Here is a 17,663-nt window from a genome sequence, read left to right as displayed (position 1 = left end):
ACGTCAGGGCCCGGGCTTGCGGGCGAAGACCCATCGGTTCCCCTCCAGCGCGTCGTTCGGCTCGGGGAGGGGACCGCGTCCGTACCGGTGGGTGAAGACGAAGGGCGTGTGCATCGAGGTGGACCAGCCTCGGGCCGCCAGCTCACCCGCGGAGTCGGGTCGGGGCCCCTTGTCGAAGAGGCGGAGGAGGTCGATGCCGATCTGCTCGCGCGTCGCCGTGTAGATCGCACTGTCGCGGTACGCCAGCAGGTCCTTCTCCAGCTTGGCCTCGAAGGCCAGCGCGCTGCCGTCGGTGGTCAGCCGGTCCACCGTGTCGACGAGAAACGACTCGGCGGGGCCCGGCAGATAGAAGAGCAGTCCCTCGGCCAGCCAGACGCTGGGCGCCGCGGGGTCGAAGCCGGCCGCGGTCAGCGCGCCGGCCCAGTCCGCGCGCAGATCGACCGGAACGGGGACGCGCTCCGCTCTCGGGGTTGCCGCCAGATCCGTGAGCACCTGCTGTTTGAAGGCGAGCACGCCCGTCCGGTCGATCTCGAAGACCGCGCACTGCGACGGCCAGTCGAGCCGGAAGGCGCGGGTGTCCAGCCCCGCGCCCAGCAGCACCACCTGTCGGGGGCCCGTCCGGACCGACCGGAGCAGGAAGTCGTCGAGGGCCCGGGTCCGCAGGCCGAAATAGCGGGCGAACCGTCCCCACAGCGGGTTGCCGTCCCCGTCGGGGACCTGCTCGATGCGCACGGGCCAGTCCGCGCACGCCGGGGCGGCGCGCACGAAGTGTTCCGCGTAGACGTCCTGGGCCAGACTGTCGTCGCGATGGGTCTCGATCGCCCGCGCGGCGGCGACCAGGAAGGCCGTCAGGCCCACACCTCCGTTCACGCCTTCCACGTCCGTGTACTGCGGCGCCGTGCCGGTCATGTCTCCTCCGTTGGCGGAAGTGGGGCCGCGAGCTTCCTGCTCGTCGGATGCGGTCGGACTGCGGTGCCGTGCGCCGTACTCACCGGCTCCTCGCGGGCGGGAGCAGCACGGGTTTGACCACGAGGCCGGCGTCGCAGTCGCGCTCCGCCTCGTTGATGTCGGCCAGCGGGTAGGTACGGACGAGCTGGTCGAAGGGGAAGCGTCCGGCCTGCCAGAGCCGGGTCAGCAGCGGTATCAGCAGACCGGGTACCGCGTCCCCCTCGCAGATGTGGCGGATGCCGCGCCCCCGGTCGAGCGTGCCCGGTTCCAGGGGCAGCGCGGTGTGGAGCCGTGCCACCAGGCCGAGAGCGCCGGTGGGACGCAGTGCGCGCAGCGCCTCGTTGATCAGTGGGACGGAGGCCGTCGTGTCCAGTGCGTACCGCGCGCCGCCGTCCGTGAGCCGCCGGATCCGCTCGGCCAGTCCGGTCGTCGCGGCGGGCAGCGGGACCGCGCCGAACCGCTCGGCCAGCTCCAGGCGACGGGGGTTGCGGTCCACGGCCACGGACGGTGCGCCGGCGGCGGTGGCCGCCATCACCGCGGCCAGGCCCACGGCGCCCGCGCCGAGCACGACGAGGGTGTCGCCCGGCCCGGCGGCGAAGGTGTTGAGCACGGCTCCGGCTCCGGTGAGGAAGCCGCAGCCCAGCGGCCCGAGCAGTTCGACGGGCAGGGCGGGGTCGACCCGGACGGCGTTGCGGGCGGAGACGAGCGCGTACTCGGCGAAAGCGGACTGTCCGAACCACCGGGGAGCCAGTGCCGCCCCGGACCCGTCGGTGAGCCGCGGCGGGTCCTCCGCACGGCCCCCGAAGAGGTTGAGGGAGGCGAAGGAATCACAGTAGGCGGGGGCCGCCGCGCGGCAGTTGCGGCAGTGCCCGCAGGAGTCGAAGCTCAGCACCACGTGGTCACCGACGCCGATCGCGGTGTCCGGGCCGCCGCCCGTCCGCACCACCACCCCGGAGCCCTCGTGGCCGAGCACCGCCGGCAGCGGGCTCCGGCCGGCCGAGCGCCGGACCGCGAGATCGGTCCGGCACATTCCGCAGCCGGCGATCTCGACCAGGATCTCCCCTGCGCCGGGCTCCGTCCCCAGGGTCACCTCCTCGACCGTGAAAGGGTCCTCGTACCCGCGCAGTACGGCCGCCCGGAAGCTCACCGTCACTCCCCCCGCGGCCGGTGGACGACGAACGGACGGAGGTTGCCGTACAGTCCCCACGGCCCGCCCGCGACGCCGACCCCGCTGTCCTTGTCGCCGGCGAAGGGCTGGGCGAGGGACAGCTCGGCGTGGTGGTTGACCCAGGCCGTGCCGCATTCCAGCCGGTCGGCCACCGCCTCGGCCCGGTCGAGGTCGGTCCCCCATACGGAGCCCCCCAGCCCGAATCCCGTGCCGTTGGCCGCGTCGACGGCTTCGTCCAGGCTCCGGTAAGGCAGCACCGGCAGCACCGGCCCGAACTGCTCCTCGGTCACCACCGGGCTGTCGGGCGGGACGTCGGTGAGGATCGTGGGGGCGAAGAAGCAGCCCGGCCCGTCCAGCCGGTGGCCGCCGGCCGCCGCCCGGGCGCCGTCCGCCAGGGCGCGCCGGGTGATCTGCTCGACCCGGGCCAGCTGGGGGGCGTTGGCGACCGGTCCCAGCCGGGTGCCGGGGTCGAGGCCGGGCCCGACGGCGACGGCCTTGGCGCGCTCGGTGAGGGCTTCGACGACCTGTGCGTGCAGACGGGCCGGTGCGTAGACGCGCTTGACCGCCATGCAGACCTGCCCGCAGTTGCGGAACGCGGCCCAGAACAGCCGGTCGGCGATCCGGTCCACTTCGACGTCGTCCAGCAGGACGGCGGCGTCGTTGCCGCCCAGTTCGAGGGTGACCCGGGCGAGCGAGGCCGCCGCCGCCCGGGCGACGGCCCGGCCCGTGGGCACCGATCCGGTGAAGGTGACGTGGCGGATGCCGGGGTGTGCGGCGAGGCGGGCGCCGAGTGGCTCACGGCCGGTGACGACGGTCAGGACGTCCTCGGGCAGGGCGGTGGCGAGGACGGACCCGAGCAGCCGGGTGGCGAGCGGGGTGAAGGGGGACGGTTTGAGGACCATGGTGTTGCCCGCGGCGAGCGCGGGCGCGAACTTCGCCGACGCCAGTTGGAGGGGGAAGTTCCACGGCACGATCGCGGCGACGGGTCCCAGGGGGCGCCAGCGGACCTCGCTGCGCACCGGCCGCCCGTCGGTGATGCGCCGGGTCCGGGGGGCCAGGCCGGCGAAGTAGCGCAGGCGGGCCGCCGTCCGGGCGACCTCCGCATGCGATTCGGCCAGGGGCTTTCCCTGTTCCCGGGTGAGGAGACGGGCGAGGTCGTCACCGGCGGCCTCGACCGCGTCGGCCGCCGAGCGCAGCGCGGTGGTACGGGCGTCGGGATCGGCGCGCCAGCCGTGCCAGGCCCGGCGGGCCCGGTCGACGACGGCGTCCAGCACGTCCGGTCGCTGGTCGGGGGCCTCGTCGAAGACCGCCCCGGTGGCCGGATCGACGACCGCGAGAGGCGCGGCCCGCTGTGCGGGGGCGTGGTCGGGTGCGGGGGTCGGCATACCGGCGGTCAGCTCGCGGTGGTGACGCCGGCCCGGTGCTCGCGGGCGTGCCGGTCCATCTCGCTCCGGAAGGCGGCCACCAGGTGCGGCCGGATGCGTCCGGCGTTGCGGTCGCCGCCCTCGCAGACCGCTCCGCGCACCCCGACGATGTCTGTGCCGATCCGGGTCAGCCGGCCGAGGTCGGTCTGCCTGACGCTGCCCGCGAGGGCGGCGAGCAGGCCGGCGGCGTGGGCGCGACGGACGAACTCGGCGCAGGTGTCCGGCGGAACGTGATCGAACAGCCGCGTCCCGTCCTTGACCGCGGTGTCGAGCATCGCGGCGTCGGCGCCGGAGCGGGCGGCGATGTCGGGCAGGGCGAGCGGGTTGACGCAGCCGATCCGGTGGGCGTCGGCGTAACCGGACGCCACGACGAGCGCTTCGGGACGGTGGTCCTTCACCGCCCGGACCACCGCGCGCATGACCGCGATGCCCTGTTCGGGCGTCGTGCATCCGTAGAGGCCGACCTTGATGTACGTGGCCCCCGAGACGACCGCGCCCAGCGCGGCCTGCGCCACCGTGCCCGGCTTGTACGGGACGTCCCCCACGGTCGCCGAGACCGGCTTGTCCGCCGGCACAGCGTCGCGGATCTCCCTGATGACCCACGGGAAGTTCGCGCCCAGCGAGCCCTCGTCGGGCTTCTTGACGTCGACGATGTCGAGGTGCTCCGCCGCCTTCGCGCAGTCGAGGGCTTCCTCGACACCGTCCGGAGAGATGAGAAGCAACACCGTGGACTCCTTCCGTCACCGGCCCCTGACCGAGCGGCAGGGGACCGCGGATCGCCTGACCCAGGCGCGGTGCGCTCATCCTTGACGTCACCGGGAGGAATCGGGAGGGCGCACACAGTGTTCATCGGGCGCGTTCTCCCCCGTCCGACGCGCCGGGCGAAGGCGAGGCGTGGGGCACCGGCTTCCAGCCGCCCCCTTGCGCAGGGGACGTACGCCCCTTGCGCCGCGCACGGGTGTACGAAAGCTGAGCTGCTGGAGAGAGCGCTGCCCGCGACTCTCCTGCGGTGGCTGCGGCTCGTCGAGCACCTCGATCACGCTCTCACGACCCCGTCGACGCTGGTCATCGGGCCGGCCGGCGCACCCCCGGCCCCGAGCGCCGCCCGAAGGGGGACTTCCTTGAGTTCTTCAAGGCCGCCTACGGGCCGATCATCGCCGTCTACCGGTACATCGGCGACGACACCGAGCGCGCCGCCGCCCTGGACGCGGCCCTCACCGACCTGGCGGTCGGCGCGCACGAGGACGCGGCGGGACCGAGGGGACTCGAAACGCCGGAGGTGGGAACCGGGAGGGGAAAACCCTGACGCATGAGGGGACCCTGACGCACGAGGGAACGTCGAGAGCCTGGACGCCTGGTTCCCCACAGGAGGAGAGACCACGATGGCGGAGCAGCACGAGGGCCCGCGGGCCGTGCCGGACACACCGGGGGCGCGCACCAGCGGTCACAGGAGCACTGGCCGTCGTCCGCTGCGCGAGCGGCACGTCGACCAGACGGTCGAGGTGGCGGTGCCCGTACGGACGGCGTACAACCAGTGGACGCAGTTCAAGTCCTTCCCTCGGTTCTCGGCCGTGGTCCGCGACGTCGAGCAGGTCCGGCCCACCGTGACCACCTGGACCCTCGGTTACGGTCCCCTGCGCCGCCGCTTCGCGGTCGAGATCCTGGAGCAGGACCCCGACGCCTACCTGGCCTGGCGCGGCCTGGAGCAGAGGCCGTGGCACCGGGGGGAGGTCGAGTTCCGGCCGACGGAGTCCGGCGGCACCGCGATCACCGTCCGGGTGCTTCTGGAACCGCGGGGAGCCGCGAGGATCCTCACCCGTTCCTCGCGGGCGGCCCGGCTGACCACCCGACTGGTCCACGGCGAGCTGACGAGGTTCAAACGGTTCATGGAGGGACTGGGGCAAGAGGGCGGCGCCTGGCGCGGCACCATCCGCAACGGCCGCGTGCAACACGATCGACCGGAACCGCCCAGGAGCAGGGTGGCCCGGTGGCCCGTCGGCTGACCGAGGGCCGGACACGGCGAGAGAAAGGCGAACACATGCAGAAGCCGCACGGTGAGGAGTCGGAGACCAGCCTCTCCGTGACACCGCCGAAGAAGTGGGCCGCCGGCGTCCCCGCGGTCGTGCACGCGCTGGAGTACTCCTTGGAGCAGACGTCCCCGCGCAGGACCGGGGTGGATCTGCTGACCATGAACCAAGTGGGCGGTATCGACTGCCCCGGCTGCGCGTGGGCGGACCCGGCCCCGGGGCGGCGCCACCGCAACGAGTACTGCGAGAACGGCGCCAAGCACATCAACGACGAGGCGACCACACGGCGGGTGACCGCCGACTTCTTCCGCGAGCACAGCGTCGCCGACCTCGCCGGCCGCTCCGACATGTGGCTCAACCAGCAGGGCCGACTCACCGAGCCGATGATCAAACGGCCCGGCTCCGCGCACTACGAGCCCATCGGCTGGAACGACGCCCTGGGGGTCCTCGCGGAGGAGCTCAAGTCGCTGGCCTCCCCCGACGAGGCCGTGTTCTACACCTCGGGCCGCGCCAGCAACGAGGCCGCCTTCGTGCTGCAGCTCTTCGCCCGCGCCTTCGGCACCAACAACCTGCCCGACTGCAGCAACATGTGCCACGAGTCCAGCGGCTTCGCCCTGAGCGAGACCCTGGGGACCGGCAAGGGCACCGTCGGTCTCGACGACCTCCACCACGCCGATCTGATCTTCCTGGTCGGGCAGAACCCCGGCAGCAACCACCCGCGCCAGCTCAGCGCGCTGGAGGAGGCCAAGCGGAACGGCGCCCGGATCGTGGCCGTGAACCCGCTCCCCGAGGCCGGGCTGCGACGCTTCAAGAACCCGCAGCAGCCGCGCGGGATCGTCGGGCGCGGCACCCGGATCGCCGACCGCTTCCTGCACATCAAGCCCGGCGGCGACCTCGCCCTCTTCCAAGCCCTCAACCGACTGCTGCTGGAGGCCGAGGACGCCCGGCCCGGCACCGTCCTGGACCACGACTTCATCGACGCCCACACCACCGGCTTCGAGGAGTTCGCCCGGCACGCCCGCACGGTGGACTGGGACGACGTGCGCACGGCGACCGGACTGACCCGCGAGGAGATCGAGAAGGTACGCGACGAGGTCCTCGACAGCGAACGCGTCGTCGTCTGCTGGGCGATGGGCATCACCCAGCACAAGCACGGCGTGCCCACCGTCCGGGAGATCGTCAACTTCCTGATGCTCCGCGGCAACCTGGGACGCGCCGGCACCGGCGCCTGCCCGGTGCGCGGCCACAGCAACGTCCAGGGCGACCGCACCATGGGCATCTGGGAGCAGATGCCGGACACCTTCCTGGACGCCCTGCGGGACGAGTTCGGCTTCGAGCCGCCGCGGGCCCACGGCCTGGACTCGGTGAACTCGATCAAGGCGATGCGCGAGGGCCGCGTCAAGGTCTTCCTCGCCCTGGCCGGGAACTTCGTCCGGGCGGCGCCCGACAGCGACGTCACCGAGGAGGCGATGCGCTCGTGCCGGCTGACCGCCCACATCTCCACCAAGCTCAACCGCTCGCACACCGTCTGCGGTGACACCGCGCTGATCCTGCCGACGCTGGGACGCACCGAGCGCGACGTCCAGGCCGACGGCGAGCAGTTCGTCACCGTCGAGAACTCCATGAGCGAGGTGCACACCTCCCGGGGCCGCCTGGCACCCGCCTCCCCCATGCTGCTGAGCGAGATCGCGATCCTGTGCCGGCTCGCCCGGCTCACCCTCGACGGCAGGGTGGAGATCCCCTGGGAGACCTTCGAAGGCGACTACCACACCATCCGCGACCGCATCGCGCGCATCGTGCCCGGCTTCCACGACTTCAACGCACGCGTGACCCGGCCCGGTGGCTTCCAACTGCCCAACCCGGTCAACGAGGGCGTCTTCAACACCGAGGCCGGCAAGGCCCTGTTCACGCGCAACGAGAGCGTGGTCCCACGGGCGCCCGAAGGTCATCTGCTGCTGCAGACACTGCGTTCGCACGACCAGTGGAACACCGTCCCCTACACCGACAACGATCGCTACCGCGGCATCCACGGCAGCCGCCACGTCGTCCTCGTCAACCCGGCCGACCTGAGCGAACTCGGCCTCGCCCAGGGCGATCGCGTCGACCTCGTGAGCGTCTGGGCGGACGGCACCGAGCGCCGGGCCGAGAACTTCCAGGTCGTCCCCTACCCGGCGGCCAAGGGCTCGGCCGCCGCCTACTATCCCGAGACCAACGTCCTGGTACCGCTGGACAGCGTCGCGGACATCAGCAATCAGCCCACGTCCAAGGGCATCGTCGTCCGCCTCGAACCCGTCCCGGACCGGACGCAGCCCTCACCCGCCTGACCGCGGTACGCCCGGCGAGGGGGCCCGACGGCGGCGGGTCCCCTCCCGCGCCCGGACGTCGCCGACGCGGGTCAGTCGTCGGCGGCGGCGACGAGCTTGCGCACGTTCTCGACACTGCCGCAGCCGGACTCCAGATACCGCGAGCGTGCCTTCTGGAACTTCTGCCCCAGTTCCCTGCGGCGGTCGTCGGCGACGTTCTCCCGGGCGTCGTTGAGGAGTGTGCGTTCCTCCTCGTCGGCGTGGTGGTTGACCGCCGTGACCAGCTCTTCGAGCTTGTCATCCCACTCGTCGGAGGCGGTGTCCTCCACCTCGAGCAGGGCCAGCAGCGCCTCGTTGGCCTCGTGGTGCTCGTGGACGCTGTGGTCGACGTCCTCACCCTCGACGTTCTTGTACCGACGCAGGGCGGGGTAGACCTCGTCCTCCTCGGCCGAGGCGTGCGCGATGAGCAGGTCCGCGAACTCCGCCAGGGCCGCGGCACGGTCCGCTTCGACGTTGCGCAGGGTGCGGAACAGTTCCTCCATACGGCGGTGGTCCCGCAGGATGAGCTCGACGACATCGGTGGACGGCACAGGGTCTCTCCTCGCTGTGTGTGACGGTGATCCGGTCTCGCGGATACCCGGCGTTCCGCGAATGAGGCCCGGCGGCTTTCCTCTGCGTGTCCGAGCCGGGCGTCTTCGCAGGTCCGCCGCCGTGGAGGACGCGGCTACCCGAAGGGATGAAGGCTGATCGAACGTCGTCTGCGGCCCTGATCGATCCCCCACACTGCGACATGCGTGCCCACGTCCGCGCTCCGGGGCAGGCCCGCGCGGCACGGCGCCGCTGCGGTGCCGACGCGGCCTGGTGGGAGACGGGGAGACGGAAGGGGGAAGGGTGGCGCAGCGGCGGACTCCGTTCGGTGACAGGGCCCGTTACTGGTTCGACAGCACCCTGGCCCGCGGTGCCGCCGCGCTCGTCGGCTGGATGGCGCTGCTGTCCCTGGCCGTCGTCGTGCCGGCCAGCGCGGTGATGGTGTGGACCGACCCTGATGCCCCGCCGTCCCTCGCGGAGCGGCTGGCGGAGGTCTGGCGTCTCACCGGGGAGACGCTACGGCTGGGCGGTGCCACGGGTACGCCGCTGCGGGCGATGGTGTCGGTGCTGCTCGCGCTGGTCACCCTGCTCTACGTCTCCACGCTCGTCGGCCTGATCACGACGGCGCTCACGGAGCGGCTCACCTCGTTGCGGCGGGGCCGTTCCACCGTGCTGGAACAGGGGCACGCCGTGGTCCTGGGATGGTCGGAGCAGGTCTTCACGGTGGTAGGCGAGCTGGTGGCCGCCAACGTCAACCAGCGCGGCGCGGCGGTGGTGGTGCTGGCCGACCGGGACAAGACCGTCATGGAGGAGTCCCTGGGCACGAAGGTGGGCTCCTTCGGCGGTACGCGGTTGATCTGCCGCAGCGGCCCCACCACCGACCCGGCCGTGTTGCCGTTGACCAGCCCGGCCACGGCCGGTGTCGTGCTGGTTCTGCCTCCGGACGAGCCGCACGCCGACGCGGAGGTGGTGAAGACACTGCTGGCGCTGCGGGCCGCGCTGGCCGGGGCGGAGCCGCGTCCGCCCGTCGTCGCCGCCGTCCGGGACGACCGGTACCGCCTGGCCGCCTGTCTCGCCGCCGGACCCGACGGCGTCGTCCTGGAGAGTGACACCGTCACCGCCCGGCTGATCGTCCAGGCCGCCCGCCGTCCCGGGATCTCCCTCGTCCACCAGGAACTCCTCGACTTCGCCGGAGACGAGTTCTACCTGATCAGCGAGCCGGCCCTGACCGGCCGCCCGTTCGGCGAGGTTCTCCTGTCCTACTCGACGACGAGCGTCGTCGGGCTGATGCGCGGCGGCACCCCCTTGCTCAACCCGCCGCCGACGACACCGGTCGCCCCGGACGACCTGCTCGTCGTCATCACCGGCGACGACGACACGGCCCGGCTGGACGACTGTGCGGAGTCGGTCGAGAAGGCCGCGGTGGCCTCCCGCCCTCCGACGCCCGCGCCGGCGGAGCGGATTCTCCTACTGGGCTGGAACCGCCGAGCGCCCCTCGTGGTCGACCAGTTGCACCGACGCGCCCGGCCCGGTTCGGCCGTCGACGTCGTGGCGGAATCGGGCGAGGCGACGATCCGCGAGATCAGCGAGGCCGAAGCGGACAGCGGAAACGGCGAGAACGGTGGGACCGGTGGGAACGGCCTGAGCCTGGCTCTGCACCACGGGGACATCACCCGTCCCGAGACGCTGCGGCGCCTGGACGTCCACTCCTACGACAGCGTGATCGTGCTGGGGCGGGACCCCGCCCCGGGACAACCGCCGGACGATCCCGACAACCGCACGCTCGTCACCCTTCTGCTCCTGCGCCAACTGGAAGAAGCCACCGGGCGCGAGCTGCCGGTCGTCACCGAACTGATCGACGACCGCAACCGGGCGCTGGCCCCCATCGGCCCCGGGGCCGACGTCATCATCAGCGGCAAGCTCATCGGCCTGCTCATGTCCCAGATCTCCCAGAACCGGCACCTGGCCGCGGTCTTCGAGGAACTGTTCTCCGCCGAGGGCGCCGGGGTCCGCCTGCGGCCGGCGACCGACTACCTGCTGCCGGGGAGCACCACGTCCTTCGCCACCGTCGTGGCCGCGGCACGCCGTCGCGGCGAGTGCGCCATCGGTTACCGCGGCCACGCCGACGCGTCGACGCGCCCCCACTACGGGGTGCGGATCAATCCGCCCAAACGCGAGCGGCGCCGGTGGACGGCCGAGGACGAGGTGGTCGTCATCGGGACGGACTGAGGTGGTTGTCATCGGGACGGGCTGAGGGAAGGCTCGGACGGAGCCCGCGGAGGTCCCGGCCCGTCCCGGACGCGTAGACTGCTCCCCGTGCAATCGAGTTCCGCGTCCGTACGGGGCGAGATCGTCATCCGCCGGGCGGTCGCCCGGGACGCCAAGCGGCTCACGCGGCTCGTACGCGGCTCACGAGCCTACGAGGGCCCGTACGCGGCGATGGTCTCCGACTACCGCGTCGGGCCCGACTACATCGAGAACCACCAGGTCTTCGTAGCCGTCGACGCCGAGGACGCCACGGACCGGGTGCTCGGCTTCTACGCGCTGCTCCTCGCGCCAGCGGAGCTGGACCTGCTGTTCGTCCAGGACGGTACCCAGGGCCGCGGCATCGGGCGGCTGCTCGTCGATCACATGAAGACGCAGGCGCGCGCGGCAGGGCTGGACCGTGTCCGGGTGGTGTCGCATCCTCCGGCCGAGGGTTTCTACCGCGCTGTGGGCGCCCTGCCCACCGGAACCGCCCGCGCGAACCCGCCCGCGGTGGCCTGGGACCGACCCGTGCTGGAATTCCTGATCCCGTAACCGCCGACTCGATCGCGTGGCTCGGGCGGGAGCGGAACGTCCTCGGACAAGATCTCCGCTTCCGTGCATGCGAGCCCGCGCAGGGGGTAGCCGCCGAGTTGCCCGTCATGCGAGCGGGCCATCGGAACGGGGAGGGCCATCATGGCGACGACGACCGCACGGATTCCGGAGCGGCTGCCGGCCCGCTTGCGCGGAGGCGTGCTCAGCACGGCCTGAGGCCCGGATCACGTCCAGGCCGCCGCTTTCTCCCTGGCCGACGGGTGCGGTGACCGACGGAAAGCAGAACTATCGTAGGAACACATGAGATGTTCTCATCGCGCGGGAGGCGTCGGCGCGCGGGCGTGGCTCGGGGGTAACGTGGCGGTTGACATGGGTGAGACCGGACTGGACGGTTCGTCGACACAGCGGGCACCGAAGGGTGCGGATCCGCGGGCGGCCTCGGTGACGTACCGGCGGGAAGCGCTGCGGATCGCCGACGCCCGTCACTTCGCGACCGACTACCTCACCCGTTCACAGCGGGACCTTCGGTCGCCGGTGCCGGAGAGAGCGTCGGATGCCGTCCACCTGGTGGTGAGCGAGCTGATCACGAACGCGGTCAAGTACGGGGCCGACCCCATAGAACTCACCCTGAGCCTCACGGACGACGCGGTGACCGTCACCGTGCGGGACGGTGACACCACACTGCCCGCTCCCCGGCCCGCCGATCCCGCCCGGGTGGGTCAGCACGGCCTGGAGATCGTGGCGGCGCTGAGCCAGGCCGTCGAGGTCCGGCCCGAGCCGTCCGGCAAGCGCATCACCGCACGGATCGCCCTCACCTGAACTGCGGCCGTCGCGGCAGGGCCGCGCATCACGCGGCCCGTCGACTCGATCGGCGGCCGCCGCGCGGGCGGCGCGCTCGGGTGAAGTACTCGGACCCGCGCGCCTCTTCGGCGACGATCACCTGCTCATCAGTGCCGCCCCAGTCGGGGGCGAGGAAGAGGTCCCGCCACTGCGGTGCCGGGATCTCGGTGGCCGGCCCCTTCGACGTCTCATCGCGCTGCCGAAGCCGGGTATCGCTCATGACTCTCTCTCATTTCCTCAGGTGCTCGCGTCCGCCCGCCGACGGCACACACCTGCCACGCGAGGCGCCGCAGGTGTGTGCCGTCGGTTCACGCGGCCAAGGCCTCGTCCTCCACGGGGGCAGCGGCGCGCTCGGCGAACTGTGCGAGAAGTTCGTCCGCCGTACGCAGAGCCTGTTCGGCGGTACGGGCACCGGTCATCACGCACAGGGTGTACGTGGCGTCCTCGAGGAGCCTGCTCGTACTGCCGCTGGGACGTACGTCGTGGTCGATGCGCGCCTGAGCGAACCGAGCCAGCACGGCACGCAGTTCCTTCTCCGCCGGCAGAATCATGGACACCTTCCCTCTCCCGTCAACCGCCCTTCCCCGAGGCGCGGTCGACCGCGCCTCGAGGAGGTGACTGTCTTCATCACGCCTGGCCGGCCACCATCGACGGCCGGGGGCCAGGCAGAACGTCGAATGCCCGGAATTCTCAGCTCCAAGCCATCGGCTTGCGTCAGCCGAGACCCGGCGCGCCGTGCCCCCTAAGCGGCGGCGGCCTCTTCCACCGTGGCCCCTACCTTCAAGAAGGCGTCGACGCCCGTCAGTTGCATGAGCCGCACCACTTGCCACGTCGGCGCGGCCACCCGGAAGTCCGTCGCCTGGTGGGTGAGAATCAGCAGACTCAGCAGGGTGGAGTCGGCGAAGGTGATGCCGGAGGCGTCCAGTACCACCTTCGGACACTTCTCGGCCGCGTCTTTCAACGCGTCGGCCAGGGGCTCGACCGAGTACATGTCGTACGCGCCCCGTGCGCTGACGACCCAGGCGCCGTGCGCTTCGTACTGCGCCTGCGTGGGTTGCTCCGCGGCCGGGAGCCGACGCCGGCCGGTGTGGCGCGAGCACCCCGCGACCGCTTCATCCAAAGACACCCTCGGGTCCCTTCTCAGTTGCCCATGGGACAGAACATGCCACCCTTAACGCGAAAAGTATGTCATGTATTGGCTGTCCGGCAAAGATGGTCCCTACAATGCTGTGCATGGTTGCAGTGCCTGAATCTCACTCCGGATGGACGTTCGTCACCAACCACGCCCGTGTACTGGCGGCCATCGCCGACAAACCGAACGTGCGGATCCGCGACATCGCCGCCCACTGCAGACTCACCGAGCGCGCCGTCCAGCGGATCATCTCGGACCTGGAGCGGGACGGCTATCTCTCCCACACCCGTGACGGGCGCAGCAACATCTACCGTGTCGAGCCGGACAAGGTTCTGCGCCACCCGGCGGAAGCGGGCCTGACCGTGGCCGCTCTGCTGTCCCTGCTCGTCCGGGACGAGACCGACCACGGACGGTCGGCCGGTGCCGGCTCCCGTCCGGCCCACTCCAGCGCCGCCCGGTGAGCCCGGGGCGCGGGCCGGACGAGATCATCCCCCGGCAGCGCGCGGTCTCCTCGGCGGGCGGCGCCCACGGGCTTGCCGAACAGCCACGGCACCGGCAGGTCGGGCGGCTGCCATGAGCCCGCCGTCGGCTGAGGACCGAAGGGTGGTCCGAGGCGGGACACCTGCCGAGGCCCCGTGGCTGTGGGTCAGGCCTTGGACAGCGGACGGATGTGGCCGGCGCCGTCCAGGCTCTTGGTCCTGATGAGTCCAGTGACATGGGCCACGAACTTCTCCAGGGACATCGGGGTCTCCTCGCCGGAGCGGTCGCGCATGGTTACGGTGCGCTGCTCAGCCTCTCGCCTGCCGACCACCACGACGAGCGGGATCTTCCGGGTGACGGCCGCGCGTACCTTGGCATTCAGCCGGCCGTCGCCGGCATCGACGTCGGCACGCACGTCCGCGTCCAGCAGCATGTCGCGGACTTCCTCGGCGTAGTCCGTGAGTTCCTCCACGATCGGAATGATCCGGACCTGCTCCGGCGCCAACCACACCGGGAAGGCACCTGCGAAGTGCTCGGTGAGATAGGCGGTGAAGCGCTCGTGCGAGCCGAGCGGAGCGCGGTGGATCACCACGACGGGCTTCTCGGTGCCGTCGGAGTCGTGGTAGGTCAGCCCGAAACGCTGCGGGGTGTACAGGTCGACCTGGTTGGTGGAGGCGGCGAACTCCTTGCCGGTGACGGCTCGGATCATGAAGTCGACCTTCGGGCCGTAGTGCGCGGCACCGCCCAGGTCGATCTGGAAGGGGATGTCGGACTCTTCCATGGCCTCCCGGGTGATCCGCTCAGCGTCCTCCCACATCTGCTCGTCGTCGTGGTACTTGTCCTTGTTCGCCGAGTCACGCAGCGCGAGCACCATGTAGAAGTCGCTGATCCCCAGAGTGCGGTAGTAGTCCGCGTGCATGCGCATGACTTCCAGGAACTGGTCCTTGGCCTGGTCCGCCGTGCAGTAGATGTGCGCGTCATTCTGGCTGAATCCGCGCGTACGCATCATGCCGTGCAGCTGACCGCTGCGCTCGAATCGGTACACCGTGCCGTATTCGGCGACCTTGTAGGGCAGGTCGCGATAGCTGTGCGGGCGCGCCTTGTACACCATGTGGTGGTGCGGGCAGTTCATCGGCTTGAGATAGTACTTCTCGCCGTCGATGTCGATCGGCGCGTACAGGTCCTCCGCGTAGTAAGGCAGATGGCCTGAGAGGTAGTAAAGGTCCTCCTGGGTGATGTGCGGGGTGACGACGCGCTTGTAGCCGAGCTTGCGTTCGGTCTTGCGGGCCCAGTCCTCGAGTTCGTCGCGGATGATCGCGCCGTTGGGCAGCCACAGCGGCAGGCCGCGGCCGATCTCCTTGTTGAACGCGAAGAGGTCGAGTTCCTCGCCGATGCGGCGGTGGTCACGCTTGGCGGCCTCCTCCAAGGCGGCGAGATGGGACTTGAGCTCGTCGCGGGTCGGCCAGGCCGTGCCGTAGATGCGCTGCAGCTGGGGGTTCTTCTCGCTGCCGCGCCAGTAGGCTGCCGCGTTGCGCAGCAGCTTGAACGCCGGAATCAGGCGGGTCGACGGCAAGTGGGGGCCGCGGCAGAGGTCGGACCAGCACACATCTCCAGTTCTCGCGTCGAGGTTGTCGTAGATCGTCAGGTCGCTCCCGCCGACCTCCATTGCCTCGGCGGCGTCCACGTCGCCCTTGAGGTCAACGAGCTCGACCTTGTACGGCTCCTTGGCAAGCTCGGCACGGGCCGCTTCCCGATCGGGGAACTCGCGGCGGCAGAAGCGCTGGCCGGACTTGATGATCTCCTTCATCCGCTGCTCGACGCGCTCGAGGTCCTCCGGCTGGAAGGGGCGCTCCACGTCGAAGTCGTAGTAAAAGCCGTTCTCGATCGGCGGGCCGATACCGAGCCTGGCCTCCGGCCAGAGTTGCTGGACCGCTTGGGCCAGTACGTGTGCCGTGGAGTGGCGCAGCACCGTGAGGCCGTCCTCGCTGGACAACGCGACGGCCTCGACCTCGACGTCGGAATCGGGGGTCCAGTCGAGGTCACGCAGGGCGCCGGACGGGTCTCGCACCACGACGATCGCGTTGGGGCCATTGCGCGGCAGCTTTGCCGCGGTGACCGCGTCGGCGCACGTCGTCCCAGCCGGGACCACCACGACTGCGCGTTCGGTTTCGGCGGTGGGACGGATTACAGACACTGGATTCTCTCCTCGGGGATCGGCGCAGCTCGAAGCGCCGCAGACGGGCCCGTGTTGTTCGCGCGAGTGTAGTCAGTGAACTACTTGGCCACGCCGATCGGATTCGCGAGCGAACCGATCCCGTCAATCTCGACGACGACCTCGTCACCCGGACGCAGCATGCCGGCGCCCGCCGGTGTGCCGGTGAGGATCACGTCTCCGGGCAGCAGCGTCATCAGTGAGCTGCAACGGGACACGAGGGCGCGGACATTCCTGTTCATTTCCTTGGTGGAGCCGTCCTGGCGCAGCGTGCCGTTCACGGTTGTGCGCAGGACGAGGTCAGCGGGGTCGAGATCGGTGCGGATCCATGGTCCCAGCGGGCAAAATGTGTCGAAGCTCTTCGCCTTGGTCCAGTGGCCCTTCGGTTCCCCGACGTCCCAGGCGGTGACGTCGTTGGCGCAGGTGTAGCCGAACACGGCCTGGTCCGCGGTGTCTTCGGGGACGTCTTTGCAGCGGCGCCCGATCACCACGGCGAGTTCTCCCTCGTACCGGACCTCCTTGGCCTCCGCCGGCAGCAGGACGGTGCTCCTGGGGCCGACGACAGAGGTGGACGGCTTCATGAAGACCACCAGGTCCGGTGTGACGACATCGCCGTAATTGCGTCCTGCGACCAGCACTTTGCTGGGTTCGACCGGTGCGAGCAGGCGGGCCTCGGCAAGCGGTCTGGTTTCGCCGGTCGGCCGGATCTCGTCGTAGGGAGTGCCGGCCAGGAGGTGGATCAGCCCTGCGTCCGTGTCGACGCGGGCGTACGTTCGGTCGTCTCCGACGGCGGCGCGCGCGATCAGCACTGTTCTCTTCCTCTCACCAGTTTGCGGGGGCCAGTTCGTGCAGCAGCAGATCAACGCGGTGTCGCACGTCGCCGGTCGGCGCGTCCGGTGAGCCGATCTCGGGGTCGAAGTTGGGGTCCAGGAAGATCTCGGTCAGGCCAGTGTCGGCGAGCGCGGCGAGATCGGCCCGGATCGTCTCCGCGGTGCCGGTCAGCGGCGGCTCGTTGGGGGCCGACCGGGTCCGCAGCCGGACCGGGGCGCGGCAGACGAACCTCAGGGTCGCGGGGTCGCGTCCGGTTCGCTCAGCGCTGTCGCGTACGACGGTGATGGCGTCGCGGATGGCGGCCGGGCCGGCCTTGCTGCTCGCGATCCAGCCGTCGCACAGGCGGCCGGCGCGGCGCAGTGCGCCGGGCGCGGCACCGCCCAGGAGCAGCGGCGGGTGCGGGGACTGGGCGGGCCTCGGGTCGAAGCGGGCGGGCGGGACCCGGTAGAAGGGGCCGTCGTGTTCCACCACGGTCTGCTCACCCCACAGGGCCCGCAGGCAGGCGAGGAAGTCCTCGGCGCGACGGCTGAGCCCGGTGGGAATCACGCCGGCGGCGGCGTACTCCTCGGCGGCCCAGCCGTTGCCGAGGCCCACGTCGAGTCGGCCGCCGGAGAGCAGGTCGAGGGTGGTGAGCTGCTTGGCCAGCACCGCGGGGGTGTGCAGCGGCATGATCAGAACGGCGACACCGAGCCGGATCCCGGTGGTGTGCGCGGCCAGGAAGGCCAAGGTGGTCAGGGGGTCGTGGACGCTGCGGTTGGCCTCGCCCCAGGAGTCGTCGGGCGCGCCGAGGACTCGCTGGTAGGTCCAGAGCGAGGCGTATCCGAGCTGTTCGGCGGTGCGGGCGACGTGCACGGCGGTGTCCGGGGTGGCCCAGGGGCCGGACATGGGTGCGGCGAATCCGATGCGCATGC

Annotated in this window: 18 protein-coding genes; 7 read left to right on the top strand and 11 right to left on the bottom strand. The window is 71.1% G+C overall.

Annotated elements, in window-relative coordinates:
- Positions 1-3 precede the first annotated feature (3 nt).
- The 4 genes from ACFZP7_RS32540 to ACFZP7_RS32525 form a co-directional block, all read right to left on the bottom strand.
- Positions 4-909, bottom strand: a complete 906-nt coding sequence (locus ACFZP7_RS32540; protein WP_385637649.1) for a class I SAM-dependent methyltransferase — start codon at positions 907-909, stop codon at positions 4-6.
- Positions 910-988: 79 nt separating this feature from the next.
- Positions 989-2,095 carry an NAD(P)-dependent alcohol dehydrogenase gene (locus ACFZP7_RS32535; RefSeq protein ID WP_270881719.1) on the bottom strand — a complete coding sequence of 369 codons (1,107 nt, stop codon included), beginning with the start codon at positions 2,093-2,095 and terminating at the stop codon, positions 989-991.
- Between the two features lie 2 nt (positions 2,096-2,097).
- Positions 2,098-3,501 (bottom strand): aldehyde dehydrogenase family protein, encoded by a 1,404-nt coding sequence (locus ACFZP7_RS32530; RefSeq protein WP_385637646.1) that lies wholly within the window; start codon positions 3,499-3,501, stop codon positions 2,098-2,100.
- Positions 3,502-3,509: 8 nt separating this feature from the next.
- Positions 3,510-4,265, bottom strand: a complete 756-nt coding sequence (locus ACFZP7_RS32525) for a (5-formylfuran-3-yl)methyl phosphate synthase (RefSeq protein ID WP_029393903.1) — start codon at positions 4,263-4,265, stop codon at positions 3,510-3,512.
- Positions 4,266-4,549: 284 nt separating this feature from the next.
- On the opposite strand from ACFZP7_RS32525, the gene ACFZP7_RS32520 reads away from it, so the two are divergent.
- From ACFZP7_RS32520 to ACFZP7_RS32510, 3 genes are all read left to right on the top strand, one after another.
- Entirely contained in the window at positions 4,550-4,846 is a 297-nt protein-coding gene (locus ACFZP7_RS32520; RefSeq protein ID WP_385637643.1) for a hypothetical protein, read from the top strand.
- 76 nt (positions 4,847-4,922) lie between these two features.
- The gene (locus ACFZP7_RS32515) at positions 4,923-5,543 is read left to right on the top strand and encodes an SRPBCC family protein (RefSeq protein WP_385637641.1); all 621 of its coding nucleotides are present in this window, start codon (positions 4,923-4,925) and stop codon (positions 5,541-5,543) included.
- A 35-nt stretch (positions 5,544-5,578) separates the two neighbouring features.
- On the top strand, positions 5,579-7,891 hold the full coding sequence (locus tag ACFZP7_RS32510; RefSeq protein WP_307945128.1) for an FdhF/YdeP family oxidoreductase: 2,313 nt from the start codon (positions 5,579-5,581) through the stop codon (positions 7,889-7,891).
- A gap of 71 nt (positions 7,892-7,962) precedes the next feature.
- Here ACFZP7_RS32510 and ACFZP7_RS32505 read toward each other — a convergent pair whose 3' ends face one another.
- Positions 7,963-8,460, bottom strand: a complete 498-nt coding sequence (locus ACFZP7_RS32505; RefSeq protein WP_385637638.1) for a hemerythrin domain-containing protein — start codon at positions 8,458-8,460, stop codon at positions 7,963-7,965.
- Positions 8,461-8,761: 301 nt separating this feature from the next.
- Here ACFZP7_RS32505 and ACFZP7_RS32500 point away from each other — a divergent pair, with 301 nt between their 5' ends.
- The 3 genes from ACFZP7_RS32500 to ACFZP7_RS32490 all read left to right on the top strand — a co-directional run bounded on the left by ACFZP7_RS32500 (position 8,762) and on the right by ACFZP7_RS32490 (position 12,076).
- Positions 8,762-10,687: a CASTOR/POLLUX-related putative ion channel gene (locus ACFZP7_RS32500; RefSeq protein ID WP_385637636.1), complete on the top strand. Its 1,926-nt coding sequence runs from the start codon at positions 8,762-8,764 to the stop codon at positions 10,685-10,687.
- 87 nt (positions 10,688-10,774) lie between these two features.
- A complete protein-coding gene (locus tag ACFZP7_RS32495) occupies positions 10,775-11,257 on the top strand; it encodes a GNAT family N-acetyltransferase (protein ID WP_031015036.1) in 483 nt (160 codons plus the stop codon).
- A gap of 369 nt (positions 11,258-11,626) precedes the next feature.
- The gene (locus tag ACFZP7_RS32490; RefSeq protein ID WP_385637633.1) at positions 11,627-12,076 is read left to right on the top strand and encodes an ATP-binding protein; all 450 of its coding nucleotides are present in this window, start codon (positions 11,627-11,629) and stop codon (positions 12,074-12,076) included.
- A 28-nt stretch (positions 12,077-12,104) separates the two neighbouring features.
- On the opposite strand, the gene ACFZP7_RS32485 is transcribed toward ACFZP7_RS32490, so the two are convergent.
- The 3 genes from ACFZP7_RS32485 to ACFZP7_RS32475 all read right to left on the bottom strand — a co-directional run bounded on the left by ACFZP7_RS32485 (position 12,105) and on the right by ACFZP7_RS32475 (position 13,223).
- A complete protein-coding gene (locus ACFZP7_RS32485) occupies positions 12,105-12,317 on the bottom strand; it encodes a hypothetical protein (RefSeq protein ID WP_385637631.1) in 213 nt (70 codons plus the stop codon).
- Between the two features lie 88 nt (positions 12,318-12,405).
- On the bottom strand, positions 12,406-12,648 hold the full coding sequence (locus tag ACFZP7_RS32480; RefSeq protein WP_019331169.1) for a DUF5133 domain-containing protein: 243 nt from the start codon (positions 12,646-12,648) through the stop codon (positions 12,406-12,408).
- A 191-nt stretch (positions 12,649-12,839) separates the two neighbouring features.
- Entirely contained in the window at positions 12,840-13,223 is a 384-nt protein-coding gene (locus ACFZP7_RS32475; RefSeq protein ID WP_385637629.1) for an STAS domain-containing protein, read from the bottom strand.
- Between the two features lie 107 nt (positions 13,224-13,330).
- Here ACFZP7_RS32475 and ACFZP7_RS32470 point away from each other — a divergent pair, with 107 nt between their 5' ends.
- Positions 13,331-13,690, top strand: a complete 360-nt coding sequence (locus ACFZP7_RS32470) for a helix-turn-helix transcriptional regulator (RefSeq protein WP_385637626.1) — start codon at positions 13,331-13,333, stop codon at positions 13,688-13,690.
- Between the two features lie 185 nt (positions 13,691-13,875).
- On the opposite strand, the gene thrS is transcribed toward ACFZP7_RS32470, so the two are convergent.
- The 3 genes from thrS to ACFZP7_RS32455 form a co-directional block, all read right to left on the bottom strand.
- The gene (gene thrS / locus ACFZP7_RS32465; protein ID WP_385637624.1) at positions 13,876-15,903 is read right to left on the bottom strand and encodes a threonine--tRNA ligase; all 2,028 of its coding nucleotides are present in this window, start codon (positions 15,901-15,903) and stop codon (positions 13,876-13,878) included.
- A gap of 80 nt (positions 15,904-15,983) precedes the next feature.
- Positions 15,984-16,730, bottom strand: a complete 747-nt coding sequence (locus tag ACFZP7_RS32460) for a fumarylacetoacetate hydrolase family protein (protein ID WP_385637622.1) — start codon at positions 16,728-16,730, stop codon at positions 15,984-15,986.
- 13 nt (positions 16,731-16,743) lie between these two features.
- On the bottom strand, positions 16,744-17,661 hold the full coding sequence (locus tag ACFZP7_RS32455) for a TIGR03619 family F420-dependent LLM class oxidoreductase (protein WP_385637619.1): 918 nt from the start codon (positions 17,659-17,661) through the stop codon (positions 16,744-16,746).
- Positions 17,662-17,663: the final 2 nt, after the last annotated feature.

This window comes from Streptomyces sp. SudanB5_2050 (assembly GCF_964272335.1).
In the GTDB taxonomy this organism is placed as follows: domain Bacteria; phylum Actinomycetota; class Actinomycetes; order Streptomycetales; family Streptomycetaceae; genus Streptomyces; species Streptomyces rochei.
Note: the sequence above shows the minus strand (reverse complement) of the source record. Positions and strands in the feature narration are given on the sequence as shown.